General features: G+C 64.9%; 18 protein-coding genes. 12 read left to right on the plus strand and 6 right to left on the minus strand.

Features of this window, described 5'->3' with window-relative positions; all coding sequences use genetic code 11:
* Window positions 1-229: 229 nt before the first annotated feature.
* The 6 genes from gmk (at window position 230) to NFG58_RS21205 (ending at window position 5,478) form a co-directional block, all read left to right on the plus strand.
* The gene (gmk, locus tag NFG58_RS21180) at window positions 230-847 is read left to right on the plus strand and encodes a guanylate kinase (RefSeq protein ID WP_045991659.1); all 618 of its coding nucleotides are present in this window, start codon (window positions 230-232) and stop codon (window positions 845-847) included.
* Window positions 848-1,090: 243 nt separating this feature from the next.
* On the plus strand, window positions 1,091-1,348 hold the full coding sequence (gene rpoZ / locus NFG58_RS21185) for a DNA-directed RNA polymerase subunit omega (RefSeq protein ID WP_045991658.1): 258 nt from the start codon (window positions 1,091-1,093) through the stop codon (window positions 1,346-1,348).
* 63 nt (window positions 1,349-1,411) lie between these two features.
* The gene (locus NFG58_RS21190) at window positions 1,412-3,544 is read left to right on the plus strand and encodes a RelA/SpoT family protein (protein WP_348827322.1); all 2,133 of its coding nucleotides are present in this window, start codon (window positions 1,412-1,414) and stop codon (window positions 3,542-3,544) included.
* Window positions 3,545-3,628: 84 nt separating this feature from the next.
* Window positions 3,629-4,018 (plus strand): RidA family protein, encoded by a 390-nt coding sequence (locus tag NFG58_RS21195; RefSeq protein ID WP_108131980.1) that lies wholly within the window; start codon window positions 3,629-3,631, stop codon window positions 4,016-4,018.
* 72 nt (window positions 4,019-4,090) lie between these two features.
* Window positions 4,091-4,600 carry an RNA 2',3'-cyclic phosphodiesterase gene (gene thpR / locus NFG58_RS21200; protein ID WP_124804546.1) on the plus strand — a complete coding sequence of 170 codons (510 nt, stop codon included), beginning with the start codon at window positions 4,091-4,093 and terminating at the stop codon, window positions 4,598-4,600.
* A 383-nt stretch (window positions 4,601-4,983) separates the two neighbouring features.
* Entirely contained in the window at window positions 4,984-5,478 is a 495-nt protein-coding gene (locus NFG58_RS21205) for an acyloxyacyl hydrolase (RefSeq protein WP_052704262.1), read from the plus strand.
* Between the two features lie 382 nt (window positions 5,479-5,860).
* Here NFG58_RS21205 and NFG58_RS21210 read toward each other — a convergent pair whose 3' ends face one another.
* Complete coding sequence (locus NFG58_RS21210) at window positions 5,861-6,739, minus strand: SDR family oxidoreductase (RefSeq protein WP_222567980.1); 879 nt, start codon at window positions 6,737-6,739, stop codon at window positions 5,861-5,863.
* Window positions 6,740-6,855: 116 nt separating this feature from the next.
* Between NFG58_RS21210 and NFG58_RS21215 the strand changes: the two genes are divergently transcribed.
* Together NFG58_RS21215 and recG are read left to right on the plus strand one after the other, a co-directional pair.
* Window positions 6,856-7,773, plus strand: a complete 918-nt coding sequence (locus tag NFG58_RS21215) for a hydrogen peroxide-inducible genes activator (RefSeq protein WP_108132191.1) — start codon at window positions 6,856-6,858, stop codon at window positions 7,771-7,773.
* Window positions 7,770-9,851 (plus strand): ATP-dependent DNA helicase RecG, encoded by a 2,082-nt coding sequence (gene recG, locus NFG58_RS21220; RefSeq protein WP_222567981.1) that lies wholly within the window; start codon window positions 7,770-7,772, stop codon window positions 9,849-9,851. Before NFG58_RS21215 ends, recG begins: the two co-directional genes overlap by 4 nt.
* Window positions 9,852-9,896: 45 nt before the next feature.
* On the opposite strand, the gene NFG58_RS21225 is transcribed toward recG, so the two are convergent.
* The 3 genes from NFG58_RS21225 to NFG58_RS21235 all read right to left on the minus strand — a co-directional run bounded on the left by NFG58_RS21225 (window position 9,897) and on the right by NFG58_RS21235 (window position 12,123).
* Window positions 9,897-10,253: a hypothetical protein gene (locus NFG58_RS21225; protein WP_045991653.1), complete on the minus strand. Its 357-nt coding sequence runs from the start codon at window positions 10,251-10,253 to the stop codon at window positions 9,897-9,899.
* Window positions 10,254-10,344: 91 nt separating this feature from the next.
* The gene (locus NFG58_RS21230; protein WP_045991652.1) at window positions 10,345-10,620 is read right to left on the minus strand and encodes an HU family DNA-binding protein; all 276 of its coding nucleotides are present in this window, start codon (window positions 10,618-10,620) and stop codon (window positions 10,345-10,347) included.
* A 342-nt stretch (window positions 10,621-10,962) separates the two neighbouring features.
* Complete coding sequence (locus tag NFG58_RS21235) at window positions 10,963-12,123, minus strand: FAD-dependent oxidoreductase (protein WP_348815092.1); 1,161 nt, start codon at window positions 12,121-12,123, stop codon at window positions 10,963-10,965.
* Between the two features lie 161 nt (window positions 12,124-12,284).
* Here NFG58_RS21235 and NFG58_RS21240 point away from each other — a divergent pair, with 161 nt between their 5' ends.
* The 4 genes from NFG58_RS21240 to phoR all read left to right on the plus strand — a co-directional run bounded on the left by NFG58_RS21240 (window position 12,285) and on the right by phoR (window position 16,207).
* On the plus strand, window positions 12,285-12,923 hold the full coding sequence (locus tag NFG58_RS21240; protein WP_348827323.1) for a chorismate lyase: 639 nt from the start codon (window positions 12,285-12,287) through the stop codon (window positions 12,921-12,923).
* Between the two features lie 197 nt (window positions 12,924-13,120).
* Window positions 13,121-14,014 carry a 4-hydroxybenzoate octaprenyltransferase gene (gene ubiA / locus NFG58_RS21245; protein WP_348827324.1) on the plus strand — a complete coding sequence of 298 codons (894 nt, stop codon included), beginning with the start codon at window positions 13,121-13,123 and terminating at the stop codon, window positions 14,012-14,014.
* 114 nt (window positions 14,015-14,128) lie between these two features.
* A complete protein-coding gene (gene phoB, locus NFG58_RS21250) occupies window positions 14,129-14,818 on the plus strand; it encodes a phosphate regulon transcriptional regulator PhoB (protein WP_045991649.1) in 690 nt (229 codons plus the stop codon).
* Window positions 14,819-14,878: 60 nt separating this feature from the next.
* Window positions 14,879-16,207 (plus strand): phosphate regulon sensor histidine kinase PhoR, encoded by a 1,329-nt coding sequence (phoR, locus tag NFG58_RS21255; RefSeq protein ID WP_045991648.1) that lies wholly within the window; start codon window positions 14,879-14,881, stop codon window positions 16,205-16,207.
* Window positions 16,208-16,238: 31 nt separating this feature from the next.
* Here phoR and NFG58_RS21260 read toward each other — a convergent pair whose 3' ends face one another.
* Both NFG58_RS21260 and cysZ read right to left on the minus strand, forming a co-directional pair.
* Window positions 16,239-16,574 carry a YnfA family protein gene (locus NFG58_RS21260; protein ID WP_348827325.1) on the minus strand — a complete coding sequence of 112 codons (336 nt, stop codon included), beginning with the start codon at window positions 16,572-16,574 and terminating at the stop codon, window positions 16,239-16,241.
* Between the two features lie 91 nt (window positions 16,575-16,665).
* Entirely contained in the window at window positions 16,666-17,394 is a 729-nt protein-coding gene (gene cysZ, locus NFG58_RS21265) for a sulfate transporter CysZ (protein ID WP_124804542.1), read from the minus strand.
* Between the last annotated feature and the right edge of the window lie 67 nt (window positions 17,395-17,461).

Consider the following 17,461-nt stretch of genomic DNA (forward strand, 5'->3'; position numbering starts at 1 on the left):
GCACGCCCAGGCGGTCCCGTTTCCCTCTCCACGGCGCTTTTTCACGGGAGTTCAGGGGGAATTCACGGAGAGTCCAGGGGGAGCGATGGCCCCACCGAGCGACGTCGCGGGTCAGCCTGGGCGGATGCAGGCCCAGGCCCAACTGTGCCATACTTCGCCACCTTGTCGCCCGCGAAGTCGCCCGCGAACGGCGCACGATCCCCAAGGCCTCCAAGTGAAGACCCCGCCCATGTCCCAAGGTACGCTGTTTATCGTTTCTGCCCCTTCCGGCGCCGGCAAGACCAGCCTGGTGCGTGAATTGATCGAGGGTCTCGACGGCATTCAGGTCTCGGTCTCCCACACTACCCGCCCCATGCGCCCGGGCGAGGTCGACGGCGTGAACTACCACTTCGTCGACATGGCCACCTTCGAGGCGATGATCGAGCAGGGTGACTTCTTCGAGCACGCTCGGGTCTTCGACAACTGCTACGGCACCTCGCGCAGCGCCGTGGAGACACTGCTGGCCGCCGGTCAGGACGTGATCCTGGAGATCGACTGGCAAGGCGCCCGCCAGGTTCGCGAGCAGATGCCAGAGGCTGTCTCGGTGTTCATCCTGCCGCCTTCGCGGGAAGAGCTTGAACGCCGCCTGTCGAGCCGCGGCACCGACGACCATCAGGTGGTCAGCGCGCGCATGCGTGAGGCGGTCAGCGAAATGTCCCACTACAGCGAATACGACTTCCTGGTCATCAACGACGACTTCACCACCGCACTGGACGAGCTGCGCGCCCTGGTAGTGAGCCAGCGCCTGGCCACACCGCGCCTTGGACAGCGCCATGCCCCGCTGCTCGAGGCGCTTCTGTCCGACTAGAACACGCTTTCAAAGGCAAGTCGCCGAGGAGCGCGGGCAACCCACGCCTCCCACGGCTCGCTTTTCGGCGCTGCAACCAGACCCCGGCGTCTTGTCACAGGCGGCGTGACTCGAGTAATCTAGCCTGTCACTTCGCAGGTGCAACCCCCGGGCGCAATCGTCGACGGGGGCACAGTCCGTCTCGCCGACCGCGAAAGGCCAGCACCTGCCCGACACACCGTCTGTCAGATCAGGAAGGGCCCAATGGCGCGAGTTACTGTCGAAGATTGTCTGGAACACGTCGAGAACCGTTTCAAGCTGGTGATGATTTCCACCCAGCGCTCCCGGCAGCTGGCCCGTGGCTCACGCGACGCGCTGCTTCCCTGGGAAAACGACAAGCCCACGGTCATGGCTCTGCGCGAGATCGCCGAGGGCCTGATCGACCACAGCGTGCTGGACGAGCCGGTCGAGGCGCCCAGCCGCTTCCGTCCCGAGTACCAGGCCTCGCCCTCCGAGGAATGATCGTGCCGAAGGCGGCCGCGAGTCGCCCTTCGGACCTCTCATCACGCAGTCAGGGCACGCCACATGTTCACGATCGACGATCTGTCTGACCGACTCGGAGGCTATCTGCCCGCCGAGGAAATCCAGCAGGTCAGGCGTGCCTTCTATTATGCCGAACAGGCCCACGACGGCCAGCGTCGTCGCTCCGGCGAACCCTATGTGACCCACCCGCTGGCGGTGGCCAACATCCTCGCCAACATGCACATGGACCATCAGAGCCTGATGGCGGCCATGCTGCACGACGTCATCGAGGATACCGGGGTCTCCAAGGATGCCCTCGCCGGGCAGTTCGGCGAAGCCGTGGCCGAACTGGTCGACGGCGTCTCGAAGCTCACCCAGATCACCTTCGAGGACAAGGCCGTCGCCCAGGCGGAAAACTTCCAGAAGATGGTCATGGCGATGTCCCGGGATATCCGGGTAATCATCGTCAAGCTGGCCGACCGGCTGCACAACATGCGTACCCTGGGCGCGCTGCGCCCGGACAAGAAGCGCCGCATCGCCCGGGAGACGCTCGAGATCTATGCCCGGGTGGCCAGCCGCCTAGGCATCAATACCATCAGGGTCGAGCTGGAGGACCTGTCGTTCCAGGCCATCCACCCGATGCGCGCCGAACGCATCAAGCGCGCCGTGGCCAGCGCCAGAGGCAACCGTCGCTCGGCCATCCGTCAGGTGCAGAACGCGCTGCAGACCCGGCTCGACGAGCACGAGCTCAAGGGCACGGTGATCGGCCGCCAGAAGCACCTGCTGTCGATCTATCGCAAGATGCGCGACCAGCGAAAGTCCTTCGCCGAAATCATGGACGTGTTCGGCTTTCGCATCATCGCCGACGACGTCGACAGCTGCTATCGCATCCTCGGTATGGTGCACAATCTCTACAAGCCGGTCCCGGGGCGCTTCAAGGACTACATCGCCATCCCCAAGGCCAACGGCTACCAGAGCCTGCATACCACCCTGTTCGGCAACAGCGGCATGCCCATCGAGGTCCAGATCCGTACCCGGGAAATGGAGGCGATGGCCAACAACGGTATCGCCGCCCACTGGCTGTACAAGGCCGGGCAGACCTCCCACCCGATCGCCGAAGGCAGCCGCGCCAGGGCCCGGGAATGGGTCAAGGGGCTGCTCGAGATGCAGCGCCATGCCGGCGATTCGCTGGAGTTCATCGAACACGTCAAGAACGACCTGTTCCCCGATGATATCTACGTGTTCACGCCGAAAGGCGACATCATGGAGCTGCCGCAGGGCGCCACCGTGATCGACTTCGCCTACGCCGTGCACACCGAGATCGGCAACACCTGCATCGCCTGTCGCATCGACCGCCATCTGGCCCCGCTGTCATCGCGCCTGGAGAGCGGCCAGACGCTGGAGATCATCACCTCTCCGGGCGGCAAGCCGAACCTCGCCTGGCTCAATTTCGTCGTTACCGCCAAGGCGCGTTCGGCCATCCGCCATGCGCTCAAGCATCAGCAGCATACCGAAGCGGTACAGCTGGGACGCCGCCTGCTGACCAAGGCGCTGGGCGAGTTCGGCGTGCATCTGGAGGACGTCGGCGAAGACGTCATGGCACGGCTGCTCAAGGAGATGGAGCTGCAGAGCGAATCCGCCCTGCTCGAAGCCATTGGCCTTGGCAATCGCATGACCCAGGTGATCGCCCGTCGTCTGGTGGAACTGCACCGTGGCGAGCGAATCGCCCATAGCGAGGCCGCCGAGGACAGCTCCAGGGTCACCATCAGCGGTGTCGAAGGCATGGTGATCAAGTTTGCCCGCTGCTGCCACCCGTTGCCGGGAGACCCGATCATCGGCCATCTGTCGGTGGGCAAGGGCATCGTGGTACACCGCTCCGAGTGCCGCAACCTCCAGGAATTGAAGAGCGACCCGGAGAAACTGCTGACGCTCAACTGGTCGGACACCATCGACGAGGACTTCCCCGTGGCGCTGCGCCTCGAGGTCGAAAGTCGTCGCGGCCTGGTGGCCGAGCTGGCCGGCCTGATCACCGACGCCGACGCCAATATCGAGCGCATCGGCATCGAGGAGCGTGACGCCCGTCTCTCGATCGTCAATCTGACACTTTCTGTGCGTAATCGGACCCATCTGGCACGCATCATCAAACGACTGCGTAACCTTTCGCATATCGGCAAGATCTCTCGACTTGGCAATTGAGCCCCGACGCCAGGGCCGTCATCCCGATGACGGCCCTGGTGGTGGTGTTGCTATTTGCCGCTGACACGACATCAGGAGTCAACAATGAGCAACAAGGCTGTCATCAACACCGACCAGGCGCCCGCCGCCATCGGCCCCTACGCCCAGGCCATCAAGGCCGGCAACACCGTCTACATGTCTGGCCAGATTCCGCTGGACCCGGCCACCATGGAGCTGGTTTCCGACGACTTCGAGGCCCAGGCGCGCCAGGTCTTCACCAACCTCAAGGCGGTGTGTGAAGAGGCCGCAGGCTCGCTGCAGGACATCGTCAAGCTCAACCTCTACCTGGTCGACCTGGACAACTTCGCCACCGTCAACAAGGTGATGGAAGAGGTCTTCACCAAGCCGTACCCGGCGCGTGCCGCGGTCGGCGTCAAGGCCCTGCCCAAGGGCGCCCAGTTCGAAGCCGAGGCGGTGATGGTCATCGGCGACTGATGGACGGAGCCTGAGGTCAGGGTCCGAGGCGTCTGGATTTCCGGCCTCGCTCCCTGCCTGGGCAATCCGGGGATGCGACTGTTTCTTGCGCTCACGCCGCCGACTGCGCTGCGCCAACGCCTCGGCGGGCTGGCCGACCGGCTGCACGCCGAACTGGGCGGGCGCCGCATCCCCGACGACAACCTTCATCTGACGCTGGCCTTCCTCGGTGAGCAGAGCGACACCACCGCCTTGAAGCTGCGTCGCTGGGTCCAGCGCTACCCCTGTGCGCCCGGTCGGCTGACCCTCGACCACGTAGGCTACTTCCACCGGCCCGGCATCGCCTGGATCGGTCCTTCCTCTCCCCCCGACTCCCTTCTCAAGCTGCAGAGCGACCTGTCGCAACAGCTCACCCGATGGGGCCTGCCCCACCAACCGCAGCAATTTCGTCCCCATGTATCGTTACTGCGTAGTGCGATGACTCAATCAGCACAACCTTTATCAGAAGATTGTTTCTGCTGGCCTTATACTTCAATTCAACTAATACAGTCATCAATTAGTCATGAAGGCAGCCGATATACCACGCTCGCAACCAGTCGATAACTCGGTATGGGTAGCTCTGCCATCTGACCGATAGTGGCACCCTTGAGCGTAGGCTCCGGCCAGGCACAGGAACACCACCTTTCGTACACCCGGAGGGTCTGCCTGTTGACCGATCTACCTGGGGTTGGCCTATCGACAAGAGCTTTTCCGCTGTGCAGAAACCTCACGGCTATGCAGAAGAATGTGACCTGAATCACGAACGATGGTGGGACCCGGGACTAGCGTATTGCAGCACATCTGCATCATCGATATCCGGGCAAGACGCGACAGTGGCACGAGTGCGAATGCCGGTGTCGAAAGCCATTTGCAAAAGACAATAACGAACAGCGCTCGGGCCAGCGGGATTCACGACCCGAGGACACAACAAGGATAGGGGAATCGCCATGACTACCTCACTCGCCCGCCCGCTGGCCTGCTGCCTGCTCATGGGACTCGCCTCTACCGCCACGGCAGGCCCCACCCTCGGCCTCGGCTCCACCAGCGAGGGCACCGGGGCACTGGATCTGGGCTATGACTGGACCTTCGACCTGAGTCGCTATCATCCCTCACTGGACCTGCGCCTGGGCACCGGGGTGATCCTGTTCGAAGGCGACGACCGTAGCGCCAACCAGGCCTTCTACCTGCGTCCTGCGCTGCGCTACAGCTGGGACCACGTCTTCGTGGAAGGTGGCATCGGTGCCTCGGCCTTTATCGATACCCATATCGAGGACCGTGATCTGGGGAGCTCCTTCCAGTTCGAGGATCGTCTCGCCCTGGGTCTACGGATGGGCCCCTACGGCGATCTTTCGATCAGTGCCACCCACTACTCCAACGCCAGTATCAAGGAGCCCAACGATGGCTTCGAGCTGTATGCGCTCAACTGGCGCCTTGCCTACTGAAGCCTTGCGGGATGTGACCGACAAGGGTCAGACCCTGGCGATGCATTCGGCGCACTCGAGACACCAAAACGAATACGCTTTTATCGGACAAGACGTGCGCTGCACGATCTTGTCATGCCATTTTTAGCGATGACTCCCCGTTCGTCCTGAACGAGGCGGGGCAAGCGATCGCCCCCGCGCTGCCACTACCGCAAAAAAAGTCCGCAAGAAAAAGCCTGCAAGAAAAGTCCGCAAGAAAAAGTCGATAAGAAAAAGCCCGCAACCTTGTTGCGGGCTTTTTCTGCTAACTGGCCGGCAGTTTTCCATTGCCGGCCATGCGCTGTCGGACCTTGCGCTGTCGGTCCTTTTGAAACCCTCGTCGATCCGGTGCTCGACGCCGGCCTTACTCCACCACGCCGGCCTTGAGAAAACCGCCTTCCTTCAGCACCTGGGTATAGCCGTCACGGAAGGTCGGGTAACGGAAGCGATACCCGCTGTCGATCAGCAGGCTGGAGTCGCAGCGCTTGCTGGCCCTGCGACGCAGCGGTGACTGAATGGTTTCGGTACATTCCACCTTGAGCTGTTTCGCCAGCCAGGTCATTACCTCGTTGAGCGGGGCCGGCTCGGTGTCACTGGCCAGGTACAGGGGCTCGAGGGTGGCTCCCTCCAGCGCCTTGCCGATCAGATGGGCCAGCACCCCGGCGCAGTCATCGCGGTGGATGCGGTTGGAGTACATAGTCGGTGACGCCGGCGCGATGCGGCCCTCGCCCACCTGGCGGATCAGGCGATCACGCCCAGGGCCGTAAATGCCGGAGAAACGCACCACGCTGCCGGGCAGATCATGTTCGATCAACGCCTGCTCGGCCTCTCGCATCAGCACACCGGAGAAACCGGTGGGTTCTGCCGGGCTGGTCTCGTCCACCACCTCGCCGTCGCGCTGGGCGTAGACGCTGGTGGAGGACACGAAGAACACGTGGCGAGGCGCCTTGTCACGGGTGGCCATGGTCGCCAGTACCGCCTTCAGGCCCTCGGGGTAGGCGGCGCGATAGGCTTCCTCCTCGAAGCGGTCGGCGCTGACCACGTAGACCAGGATGTCGGCATCGGGCAGTTCAGCCAGCGTCTCGGGGTCGGCAAGATCGACCTTGACGCCTTCGATACCCGAATCCGCCAGGCACTCGGGCCGGCGACGCGCGCCGATCACCCGGTGTCCACTGGCGAGCAGCTCGCGTCCCAGCGTTATGCCAATGTCGCCACAACCAACAATCAGTGTCGTTGTCTTCACCTTTACCGCGTCCCCCTGATATAAAATCCCTATGAGGCTCCGGCCCGGAGACCCGCGCGTCCAGCGTCTGGCGCCTCGATCAATACCCCGGATAGAGGATGCCGATCGGCACCATCATGACTCTAACAGAACTCCGCTATATCGTAACCTTGGCTCAGGAGCGCCACTTTGGCCGCGCCGCCGAGCGCTGTTTCGTCTCCCAGCCGACCCTCTCGGTGGCGGTGAAGAAGCTGGAAGAGGAGCTGGAGGTTGCCCTGTTCGAGCGCTCCAAGTCCACGGTACAGGTCACACCCCTCGGCGAAAAGATCGTGGAACAGGCCCAGCGCGTACTGGAGCAAAGCAGCGCCATCAAGGAACTGGCCACCGCCGGCCGGGACCAGTTGGCAAGCCCCTTGCGTATCGGTGCGATCTATACCATCGGGCCCTATCTGTTCCCGCACCTGATCCCGGAGCTGACCCGCGGCGCGCCCCAGATGCCGCTGTACATCGAGGAAGGCTTTACCGGCGGGCTGCGCCGCAAGCTCAGAAATGGCGAGCTCGACGCCATCATCGTGGCGCTGCCGTTCACCGAGACCGACGTCGTCACCAAGCCGCTCTATAAGGAAGACTTCGAGGTGCTGCTGCCGGCGGAGCATCCCTGGGCCGAGCGCGAGACCATCGCCAAGGAAGACCTCCTCGATGAACGCCTGCTGTTGCTGGGCGAAGGCCACTGCTTCCGCGACCAGATCCTCGAGGCGTGCCCGGCGATCAGCCACAAGCTCAACAGCCCCAACAATACCCTCACCGCCGAAGGCGGATCACTCGAGACCATCCGCCATATGGTGGCCTCGGGACTCGGCATCACGGTGCTGCCACGCTCGGCCATCGGCACCAGCCACTACGAGAGCGGCATGCTGATCAGCCGCCCCTTCACGGATCCCCCCGGACGTACCGTGGCGATCGCCTGGCGCGCCAGCTTTCCCCGGCCCAAGGCCATCGATGCGGTGACCGAAGCCATCGCGCGCTGCCGCGCCGCCGAATCGGAGACTCCGTGAGCGGGCTGGCGGACCCGGTCACGACGCTCAAGGGGGTCGGCGAGGCGCTGGCCCTGAAGCTGGCCCGGCTCAAGGTGGAGCGAATCGAGGACCTGCTGTTTCACCTGCCGTTGCGCTACCAGGACCGCACCCGGATCACCCCTATCGCCACCCTGCGAGGGGGACACGAGGCGGTGGTCGAGGGCGAGGTATCCGCCGCCGACGTGGTCCGCGGTCGCCGCCGCAGCCTGCTGGTACGACTACGTGACGGCAGCGGCATCCTCAGCCTGCGCTTCTTCCACTTCTCGCCGGCGCAGCAGCAGCAGTTTCGCCCCGGCGTGCGGGTGCGTGCCTTTGGCGAGGCCCGCGCCGGCGCGACCGGTCTGGAGATCTACCACCCGGAATATCGTCTGATCGGTGGCAGTGAACCGCCGGTGGAAGACCACCTGACACCGATCTACCCCACCACCGAGGGGCTTGCCCAGGCACGTCTGCGGGCGCTGATCGATCAGGCCATGACGCTGCTCGAAGAAACCCCCGAGGCGCTGCCGGACTACCTGCCGGAAAACCTGCGTCAGCGCTTCGGCCTGGCCTCGCTGCACGATAGCCTCGCCACCCTGCACCATCCGCCCCCCGACAGCGACGTCGAGGCGCTAAGCGACGGGCATCACCCGGCCACCCGGCGATTGGCCATGGAAGAGCTGCTGGCCCACCAGTTGAGCCTGCGCGAGGTGCGCCTGCGCATTCAGTCGGACGGCGCGCCGGAGCTGCCCAGCGGTCGCAGCCTGAAGACTCGCTTTCTGGCCCAGCTGCCGTTTTCGTTGACCGGCGCCCAGCGTCGCGTGCTCGACGAGATCGGAGCCGACCTGGCCAGGCCCGCGCCAATGCTGCGTCTGGTCCAGGGCGACGTCGGTTCGGGCAAGACCGTGGTGGCGGCGATGGCGGCACTGACGGCCATCGCCGGCGGCTGCCAGGCCGCCATCATGGCCCCCACCGAACTGCTGGCCGAGCAGCACTACCGCGCCTTCCGCGACTGGTTTGCGCCGCTGGACATCGACGTGGCCTGGCTGTCGGGCAAGCTCAAGGGCAAGGCGCGCCTGGACACCAAGGCCGCCATCGCCGACGGTCGAGCGCGCATGATCGTCGGCACCCACGCCATCTTCCAGGATGATGTGGTGTTCTCTCGTCTGGGCCTGGCGATCATCGACGAACAGCACCGTTTTGGCGTGCATCAGCGTCTGGCGCTACGCGAGAAGGGCGAACAGGGCGGGCTGACGCCCCATCAGCTGGTGATGACCGCCACCCCGATTCCTCGCACCCTGGCGATGAGCGCCTACGCCGACCTGGACGTCTCGGTGATCGATGGGCTGCCGCCCGGGCGTACCCCGGTGACCACCGCTGTGGTGCCGGACGAACGCCGGCCCGAGGTGATTCAGCGCATCCGCTCGGCCTGCGACGAGGGCCGCCAGGCCTACTGGGTCTGCACCCTGATCGAGGAGTCCGAGGCGATGACCTGCCAGGCCGCCGAGGTGACCCACGAGGAGCTGACCGAGGCTCTGCCGGGCCTGGCCGTCGGCCTGGTCCACGGGCGCATGAAGGCGGCCGAGAAGGCCGAGACGATGGCCGCCTTCAAGAGCGGCGAGCTGGACCTGCTGGTTGCCACTACGGTCATCGAGGTCGGTGTCGACGTGCCCAACGCCAGCCTGATGATCATCGAGAACCCCGAACGTCTGGGGCTATCGCAGCTGCATCAGCTGCGTGGCCGGGTGGGGCGCGGCAGTACCGAGAGCTACTGCGTGCTGCTCTACCATCCGCCGCTATCGGAGTCCTCCAAACAGCGCCTGTCGGTCATGCGCGAGACCACCGACGGCTTCCGCATCGCCGAGCGGGACCTCGAGATTCGTGGCCCCGGAGAGGTGCTGGGCACCCGCCAGACGGGGCTGGCCCAGATGAAGATCGCCGACCTGGAGCGTGATGCCGACCTGTTGCCGCGCATCACTCCACTGGCCGATGCCCTGCTCGAGCAGGCAGCAGAGGCCAGCAGGCCACTGATCAGGCGCTGGCTGGGCGAGGAAGCCGGCCGCTATGGCCAGGTGTGAACCGGGTGTAGACCAGGTGTGGGCCGGGTATGGATCAGGTGTGCCTCACAGGTGCTTGAGCAGACGCTGCAGCCGATCAAGATCCTGGGCGTCGCCCACCAGTCGAAGCTGGCCGGCCATCATGGCATCGAGGAAGGTGCGCTGGGAGGGGCGCCGGAGTACCTTGATCGCGGTCTGACTGTCCTGGAAGCGTAGTTCCAGATCGAGATCCACCGGCAGTCCACGCTGACTCTCGATCCCCGTGGGGCGCATGCGATAGTGGCGCGCGATGGACAGATCTTCGGTGGCGATGCCCCAGTCGAGCCCACCCCGGTCTTGCAGACGTTCGCGGAATCGCGCCTTGCGCTTGAAGGCCCGCTTGAGCATGACGCCCAGCAGCCACAGCATCAGTCTCAGGGTCATGTTGCCTCACCGGTCGACGGGTAGGCGCGGCCCGCTACCGGGCCGCGATATCGATCCACCGCCTGGAGGACAGGCGGTGGTAGTCGTCACCTCAGCGGGCGACTGCGTCCTTGAGCCCCTTGCCGGGCTTGAAGGCGACTGTCTTGCTGGCGGGAATCTTCAGCGGCTGGCCCGTCTGAGGGTTCTTGCCGGTGCGGGCGGCACGCTCGCGCACGGTGAAGGTGCCGAAGCCGATCAACGACACGTCCTGGCCGGAAGACACGCTACCGGTGATTTCGTCGAGGATGACGTTCAACACCTGGCTGGCCTTGTCCTTGGATAGATCGGCACGCTCGGCAATCGCCGCGGCGAGTTCTGGCTTGCGCATACAGCCCTCCTGGTTTGGCTTGATACTCCGGTGCCGTGACACCGGCATCATTGTTATGGAAACACTGTCCGAGTGTCCACACGGGCAGTCCCCGGCCCTGCGCCGTGACAACAGGATCGTTGACCACGACGATGAACATCACGGTGCGCTCAGCGCTTCCTGACTGTCTTTCGACTAGCGAGAGCCACCGCCGACGGGACCTTGCCTCTTCCATCGGAACGAAACCGGCGATACGACACCGGCCAGCCACACGTCGTGGCGGTCGTCGCCGATAGAATTGCCCTGCCTCGGTGGCACCTTCAACGACGGCTGTATCGCGTACAACCCGCGCCGTTGACGAACCTAGCCTAGCAACGGCGGTGCCGCCCGCGCCAGTTCGACTTTCCGACGAACGCATTTTCCCGTCAACGCAAAGCCCTGCAGACGCCCTTCGTCATCCTCGGCCAGGGCGCTGATATCCTCGCCGTCAGCCTCGATTCGCCAATGCACCTTGTCGGTCATCGGCGGCAGCGCCACCACCGGCAGCAGCGGCGTCTTGACCAGCACCGGCCAGGGCCCGTAACGCACCTGGGTGGGACGACCACACAGGGTCGCAGCCAGCGCCTTGGCCGAAGCCTGCAGCGGCTGCACGTACATGGCATTGACGCCATCCACCGAGGCCACATCACCCAGCGCATGAACACGAGGATCGGAGCTTTTAAGGTAGCGATCGACGACGATAGCATCACCATTTGTCGCGATACCGGCCTCTCGCGCCAGCCGAGAGCGCGGCTTCAGACCGGTGGCCACCAGCACCATATCCGCCTCCAGCTCATGGCCGTCGTCGAGGTGCACACCGATGTCACCACCGGCACCTTCGAGCCTGCTCACCAGACGGCCATGGATGACGTCGATGCCGGCCTCGATGAAGGCCTGGCTCAGGGTCTGACCCAGCCGCCGTGGCAGCAACCTGGGCAGCAACGAGGGTTCAGGGCCGACCAGGCAGACGCGATGACCACCGGCGTGCAGATCGTTGGCAAATTCACAGCCGACCAGTCCGAGGCCGACGATGGCCACCCGAGCCGGGCGCCCCAGCGCCTCGAGGCCTGCCGAAAAACGCCGATAGTCGTCGAGATCATTGATCGAGAACACCCGTCCGGCCAGGGCATCGGGAATCTCGAAGGGCGCCACGGGGCTGGCACCGGTGGCAATCACCAGATCCGACCAGGGCAGGCGTTCCTGGCCCAGGCTCAGGGTGCGCGACGCCAGATCGATGGCATCGACCCTGGTGTGGGGACGTACCACCGCGCCCAGTTGATCGGCCAGTTCCAGCGCCGAGCGCGCGGCCAGCCGATCCGCCGCCAGGCCCTTGGCGAAGCCGGTGGACAGCAGCGGTTTGGAATAGTCATCGCCTGAGTCGGCGCTGATCAGGGTGATCGGTCGGTGGGCGTCCAGCGCCCGCACCTGGCGTGCCAGGCCTATGCCCGCCATGCCGGTACCGATGATGGTCAAGGGTCCTTGCATCGCTTCCTTCGACTCTGCCGACGACCGCCGGGCGGTCGCTGTTGAAGCTGGGCCGGCCCGCACGGGGCCACACCAGCGGGTGAGTGCTGGGCCACATGGTACACTATGCGCCGACCGACCGGAGCACCGCCCTCCGGTGACGACAGCCCTGCCGAGGCCGCATGACACAGCTTCCTTCCACATTCCGCTCCCTGGGGGAGCGCTCGGGGTCCGAACCGGGTAATCCCGCGCCAGCCACAGCCGCTTCGCCGAATGCCGACGCGGCCGATATCGTCGACCCCGGCTGGGTGTCGCTGGCCTCCGGTGGCATCGCGGTGCCCGCTGACTGGCACGCCTGGCTGGCCTCGCGGGACTCCCTGACAGAACGCCTGATCGAGGCGGCAGGCGCCGGGCACTTTCGCGTACGCCTGCTGGCGGAGGCCAAGGGCCTGCCGTGGCCTGACGAGGCCCACGTGCTGGGCCTGGCCAGCGACGAGCAGGCCTGGCTGCGCGAGGTCGCCCTGTGCGTGGACGAGGAGCCCTGGGTGGTGGCGCGCAGCGTGGCACCGATCGTCGAGCGTCACGACGCTCCCTTCGAAGGCCTCGGCGAGACCTCTCTCGGCAGCTGGCTGTTTCGCCAGCCCGATCTCGAGCGCAGCGCCATTCAGATCGGCCGTAACACCAGGCCGATCCACGGCTATACCGGACTGTGGCAACGCCGCTCGGTATTTCGTCACAGCGGCTGGGTGCTGCTGGTGCAGGAGAGCTTTATGCCGACCATGGGCCGAGCGTTGTCGCTGTCGGCCTCTGCCACCGGCTGACTAGCTGTCGCTCACCGGCTGTCACCCCGCCATCGCCCTTCCGTCGCCACCTTCGGAGCGAGCCGCCTGGCTGGTCATGGCCGTCGGCTCGCGCTAGGCTGCGCCAAGGCTTCTCGGCGATGTTTCTCCGAGGAGCGACTGTTGCCCGGCTTACGCCTCATTTTCGCCTGACCTGCGCCAGAGCATGAGAGAGACCGATGGATCGTTCGCTGCTGCGTCCCCCTGGATACCTGAACCGAATTCCCGACTTTCTGGCGCTGATGCGTCTGGACCGCCCCATCGGTACCTGGCTGTTGATGTGGCCGACCCTGTGGGCGCTTTGGGTGGCCTCCGAGGGCATTCCGGCCCGTGACACCCTGCTGATCTTCGTCGCCGGCGTCTACCTGATGCGGGCGGCGGGCTGCGTGGTCAACGACTACGCCGATCGCCACTTCGATGGCCACGTCAAACGCACCAAGAACCGACCGCTGGCCACCGGCCGCATCAGTGAGCGGGAGGCCAAGGTGCTGTTCGTGTACCTGCTGGGATCGGCCTTCGCGCTGGTCTGGCTGACCAACGGCTTTACCGTGTGGCTGTCGTTGATCGGAGCGGTGCTGGCCGCCAGCTATCCCTTCATGAAACGCTACACCCACTTCCCCCAGGTGGTGCTGGGCGCAGCCTTCTCCTGGGCCATTCCGATGGCCTTCGGCGCGGTGCTCGGCGAAGTCCCGATGGTCGCCTGGCTGCTGTTTACCGCCAACGTGCTGTGGACCGTGGCCTACGACACCGAATACGCCATGGTCGACCGCGACGACGACCTCAAGATCGGCATCAAGTCCACCGCGGTACTGTTCGGCCGCTGGGACACCCGTATCATTGCGCTGTTGCAGCTGGCTACCCTGGGGCTGCTGGCCTGGGCCGGCAGCCTGCTGGCGCTGGGCGGCTTCTTCTGGCTCGGCTGGCTGGCCATGGGCGCGACCTTTGTCCACCAGCAGCGGCTGATCAAGAGCCGTGACCGCGACCGTTGCTTCCAGGCCTTTCTCAACAACCACTGGTCGGGCCTATTGCTGTTCGCCGGACTCGGACTGAGCCTCTACCCCTCCCTCGGGTGAGGGAAATGCCCGTCTCGGTCGCTCGACAATGGATACAATGTCATCTAATTGTCACATTGACGTGGTGTCATTTGTCACCGTCGAGTGTAAGACCCTGACCAAGAGGCTCCCGGGATGACCGCCAAGACCGTACTGATCGTCGATGACGAAGCCCCGATCCGCGAAATGATCGCGGTGGCGCTGGAAATGGCCGACTACCGGGTGCTCGAGGCGGACAATGCTCAGGCCGCCCACGCCATCATCGTCGATGACCAGCCAGACCTGCTGCTGCTGGACTGGATGATGCCGGGCACCAGCGGCATCGAACTGGCCCGCCGGCTCAAGCGCGAGGAAACCACCGCAGAGCTGCCGATCATCCTGCTCACCGCCAAGGGTGAGGAGGACAACAAGATCCAGGGTCTCGAAGCCGGCGCCGACGACTACATCACCAAGCCATTCTCGCCGCGAGAACTGGTGGCCCGACTCAAGGCAGTGCTGCGACGCGCCACTCCGCGGGGCGTCGAGGACCCGGTGGAGGTAGAAGGCCTCAAGCTCGACCCGGTCAGCCATCGCGTCAGCGTCGACGGCAAGTCACTGGACATGGGCCCCACCGAATATCGCCTGCTGCAGTTCTTCATGACCCACCAGGAGCGCGCCTACACCCGTGGCCAGTTGCTCGATCAGGTCTGGGGTGGCAACGTCTACGTGGAAGAACGTACCGTCGACGTGCATATCCGCCGCCTGCGCAAGGCCCTGGGGGAACCCCATCAGCAACTGATCCAGACCGTACGCGGTACCGGTTATCGCTTTTCGGCCAAGGTCTGAGCGAGCCATCGACGCAACGCAGCACCAGGAGGGATGAGGTGAACGGAGCCGAGAACTGACGTGGGTCGTCTGTGGAGACGAGAAGTCTGGCGCCTGGCCGTGCTGGTGGGTCTCGGCGCCTTGCTGGGCTGGCCCTTCTCGCTGTCCAGCGTAGGCATCGGCCTGGGCCTGGCGCTTGGGCTCAGCTATCACCTGCGCAACCTGCACGCGATGCACGACTGGCTGACCCACCGCCCCCAGCAGGAACCTCCCACCGCCAGTGGCCTGTGGGGCGAGCTGTTCGATCGCCTCTATCGCTATCAAAAGGGCCAGCGGATCACCCAGCGCCGCCTGCGCTCGACCCTCCAGCGTATCCAGGAGTCATCCGAGGCAATGCGCGACAGCGTGGTGATGCTCGATCGCCACGGCGACCTGGAGTGGTGGAACAGCTCCGCCGAGCGCATGCTCGGCCTGAAGCCGGCGCTGGACCGCGGCCAGCACATCACCAACCTGCTGCGCGACCCGCGCTTCGTCGGCTACTTCAATGCCCGTGACTACCGCGAACCGCTGAGCCTGCCCTCCCCCATCGACGAGAACATGATCCTGCAGTTCCAGATCACCCTGTACGGTGACGATGAACGCCTGGTCATGGCCCGCGATATCACCCGTCTGCATCGCCTGGAACAGATGCGCCGCGACTTCGTCGCCAACGTCTCCCACGAGCTGCGCACGCCGTTGACCGTGCTCACCGGCTACCTGGAGACCTACAGCGACATGGCCGGCATGCTGCCGGAGCGCCTGGGCAAGGGGGTCGCCCAGATGCAGAGCCAGACGCGCCGCATGCAGAATCTGGTCAACGACCTGCTGCTGCTGTCACGACTCGAGAACGACCAGGGCGGCAGCGATCACGTTCGCCTCGACCCCACCACCCTGCTGCAGGCGGTCAAGCGCGACGCCGAGGCGTTGTCAGGCGGCCGCCAGCAGATCGAGGTCGTCGTCGAAGAATCGCGCAGCCTCACCGGCAGCGAGAAGGAGATGCACAGCGCGGTCTCCAACCTGGCCTTCAATGCGGTGCGCTACGCCGGTGACGGCGCCCATATCACGCTACGCTGGCGTGCCTACGGCGAAGGCGCCTGCCTCGAGGTGGAAGACGACGGCGAAGGCATCGATCCGAGGCACCTGCCACGCCTTACCGAACGCTTCTACCGGGTCGACAAGGGCCGCAGCACCGCCACCGGTGGTACCGGTCTGGGGCTTGCCATCGTCAAGCACGTGCTGCTGCGCCACGAGGCACGCCTGGATATCGACTCCCGGCTCGGCGAGGGCGCAACCTTCCGCTGCATCTTTCCCTCGAGCCGGCTGGCAGCGGCCGACCCGGTGGCGCTCGGCCGCGCAGGCGCTGTGCACTAGGCCCCGCCAGAACGAACCGAGCGTGCTCCCATCAGCTCCTGGGCCCCAGCAGGATGACCGCGGCACCCACCAGACACAGCGCGCCCCCGATCAGGTCCCAGCGATCCGGCAGGCGCTGCTCGACCCACCACAGCCAGCCCAGTGACGCCACGATGTAGACGCCCCCGTAAGCGGCAAAGGCACGCCCGGCGTAGTCGGCATCGATCTGACTGAGCAGCCAGGCGAAGGCCATCAGACTCGCCATCGCGGGCAGCAGCCACCATGCCGAGGCGTCATCTCGCCACCAGCGCCACACCGCAAAGCAGCCGGCGATCTCGGCCAGCGCCGCCGCGATATAGAGCAAAAGACTTGGCAACAGCGCCGTCATGGCCACTCCCTGCTATCCCCTTTTGACGCCGCACCATTATCGGCAGCACCGACAGTGCTGCTCAACGCCATACGTCCACAGGAAGTGCCTCTCAACGCCGAACCACCGGCAACTGCCGATAGTGCTGATCCCACATCAGCACCGCGCCGGCCACGGCCCCGGGGATCAGAAACAGGTTGGCCAGCGGGATCCAGGTGATCAAGGTCACCAGGCCACCGAAGCTGAGACTCGGCCACCAGCGCGCCGACAGGCGCTTGCGCATATCGGCGAAGCTGACCTTGTTGTTATCCATCGGGTAGTCGAGGTAGGTGATCGCCATGACCCAGGCGCTGAAGGCCGCCCACAACAGCGGCGCGATCAGGTTGATCACCGGAATCCAGCTCAGGATAAACAGCCCGATCATGCGCGGCAGGATGTAGGCCAGCTTCAACAGCTCCCTGCCCAGGGCGTCGAGACCGGTCTTGAGCCAGCCACGATCATCGATGGGCTCGCGGCCGGTCAGCTCGACCTCGGCCCGGGCCGCCAGGAAGCCGTAGAAGGGGGCGGCGATCAGGTGGGTAACCAGGGTAAAGCTGAAGAACACGATCAGCACGAGGCTGACCACAAACAACGGCCAGATCAGCCAGTCGAGCCATTCCAGCCAGCTCGGCACCATGGCCATCCAGCTATCGAGCCAGCCACCGAACTCACCGAGCACGTAGCTGAGCATGCCGGCGTAGACCAGCAGGTTGACCAGAATGGGAAGAAACACATAACGACGCAGGCCCTGGCTATAGACCAGGCGGGTTCCGCGGCGGACCGCCTCGAGGGCATTCAGCATGACATCGATCCTTGGCAGTGGCTGAAGATGACAGTGCCCCAACGACATCGGGCCATCGTCTCGACGA

It is taken from the genome of Halomonas sp. RT37 (assembly GCF_040070525.1).
Classification (GTDB): domain Bacteria; phylum Pseudomonadota; class Gammaproteobacteria; order Pseudomonadales; family Halomonadaceae; genus Halomonas; species Halomonas litopenaei.

Coding starts and splice junctions, on each gene's coding strand:
- gmk (WP_045991659.1), top strand. CDS start 230: ATGTCCCAAGGTACGCTGTTTATCGTTTCTGCCCCTTCCGGCGCCGGC.
- rpoZ (WP_045991658.1), top strand. CDS start 1,091: ATGGCGCGAGTTACTGTCGAAGATTGTCTGGAACACGTCGAGAACCGT.
- NFG58_RS21190 (WP_348827322.1), top strand. CDS start 1,412: ATGTTCACGATCGACGATCTGTCTGACCGACTCGGAGGCTATCTGCCC.
- NFG58_RS21195 (WP_108131980.1), top strand. CDS start 3,629: ATGAGCAACAAGGCTGTCATCAACACCGACCAGGCGCCCGCCGCCATC.
- thpR (WP_124804546.1), top strand. CDS start 4,091: ATGCGACTGTTTCTTGCGCTCACGCCGCCGACTGCGCTGCGCCAACGC.
- NFG58_RS21205 (WP_052704262.1), top strand. CDS start 4,984: ATGACTACCTCACTCGCCCGCCCGCTGGCCTGCTGCCTGCTCATGGGA.
- NFG58_RS21215 (WP_108132191.1), top strand. CDS start 6,856: ATGACTCTAACAGAACTCCGCTATATCGTAACCTTGGCTCAGGAGCGC.
- NFG58_RS21225 (WP_045991653.1), bottom strand. CDS start 10,253: ATGACCCTGAGACTGATGCTGTGGCTGCTGGGCGTCATGCTCAAGCGG.
- NFG58_RS21230 (WP_045991652.1), bottom strand. CDS start 10,620: ATGCGCAAGCCAGAACTCGCCGCGGCGATTGCCGAGCGTGCCGATCTA.
- NFG58_RS21235 (WP_348815092.1), bottom strand. CDS start 12,123: ATGCAAGGACCCTTGACCATCATCGGTACCGGCATGGCGGGCATAGGC.
- NFG58_RS21240 (WP_348827323.1), top strand. CDS start 12,285: ATGACACAGCTTCCTTCCACATTCCGCTCCCTGGGGGAGCGCTCGGGG.
- ubiA (WP_348827324.1), top strand. CDS start 13,121: ATGGATCGTTCGCTGCTGCGTCCCCCTGGATACCTGAACCGAATTCCC.
- phoB (WP_045991649.1), top strand. CDS start 14,129: ATGACCGCCAAGACCGTACTGATCGTCGATGACGAAGCCCCGATCCGC.
- NFG58_RS21260 (WP_348827325.1), bottom strand. CDS start 16,574: ATGACGGCGCTGTTGCCAAGTCTTTTGCTCTATATCGCGGCGGCGCTG.
- cysZ (WP_124804542.1), bottom strand. CDS start 17,394: ATGCTGAATGCCCTCGAGGCGGTCCGCCGCGGAACCCGCCTGGTCTAT.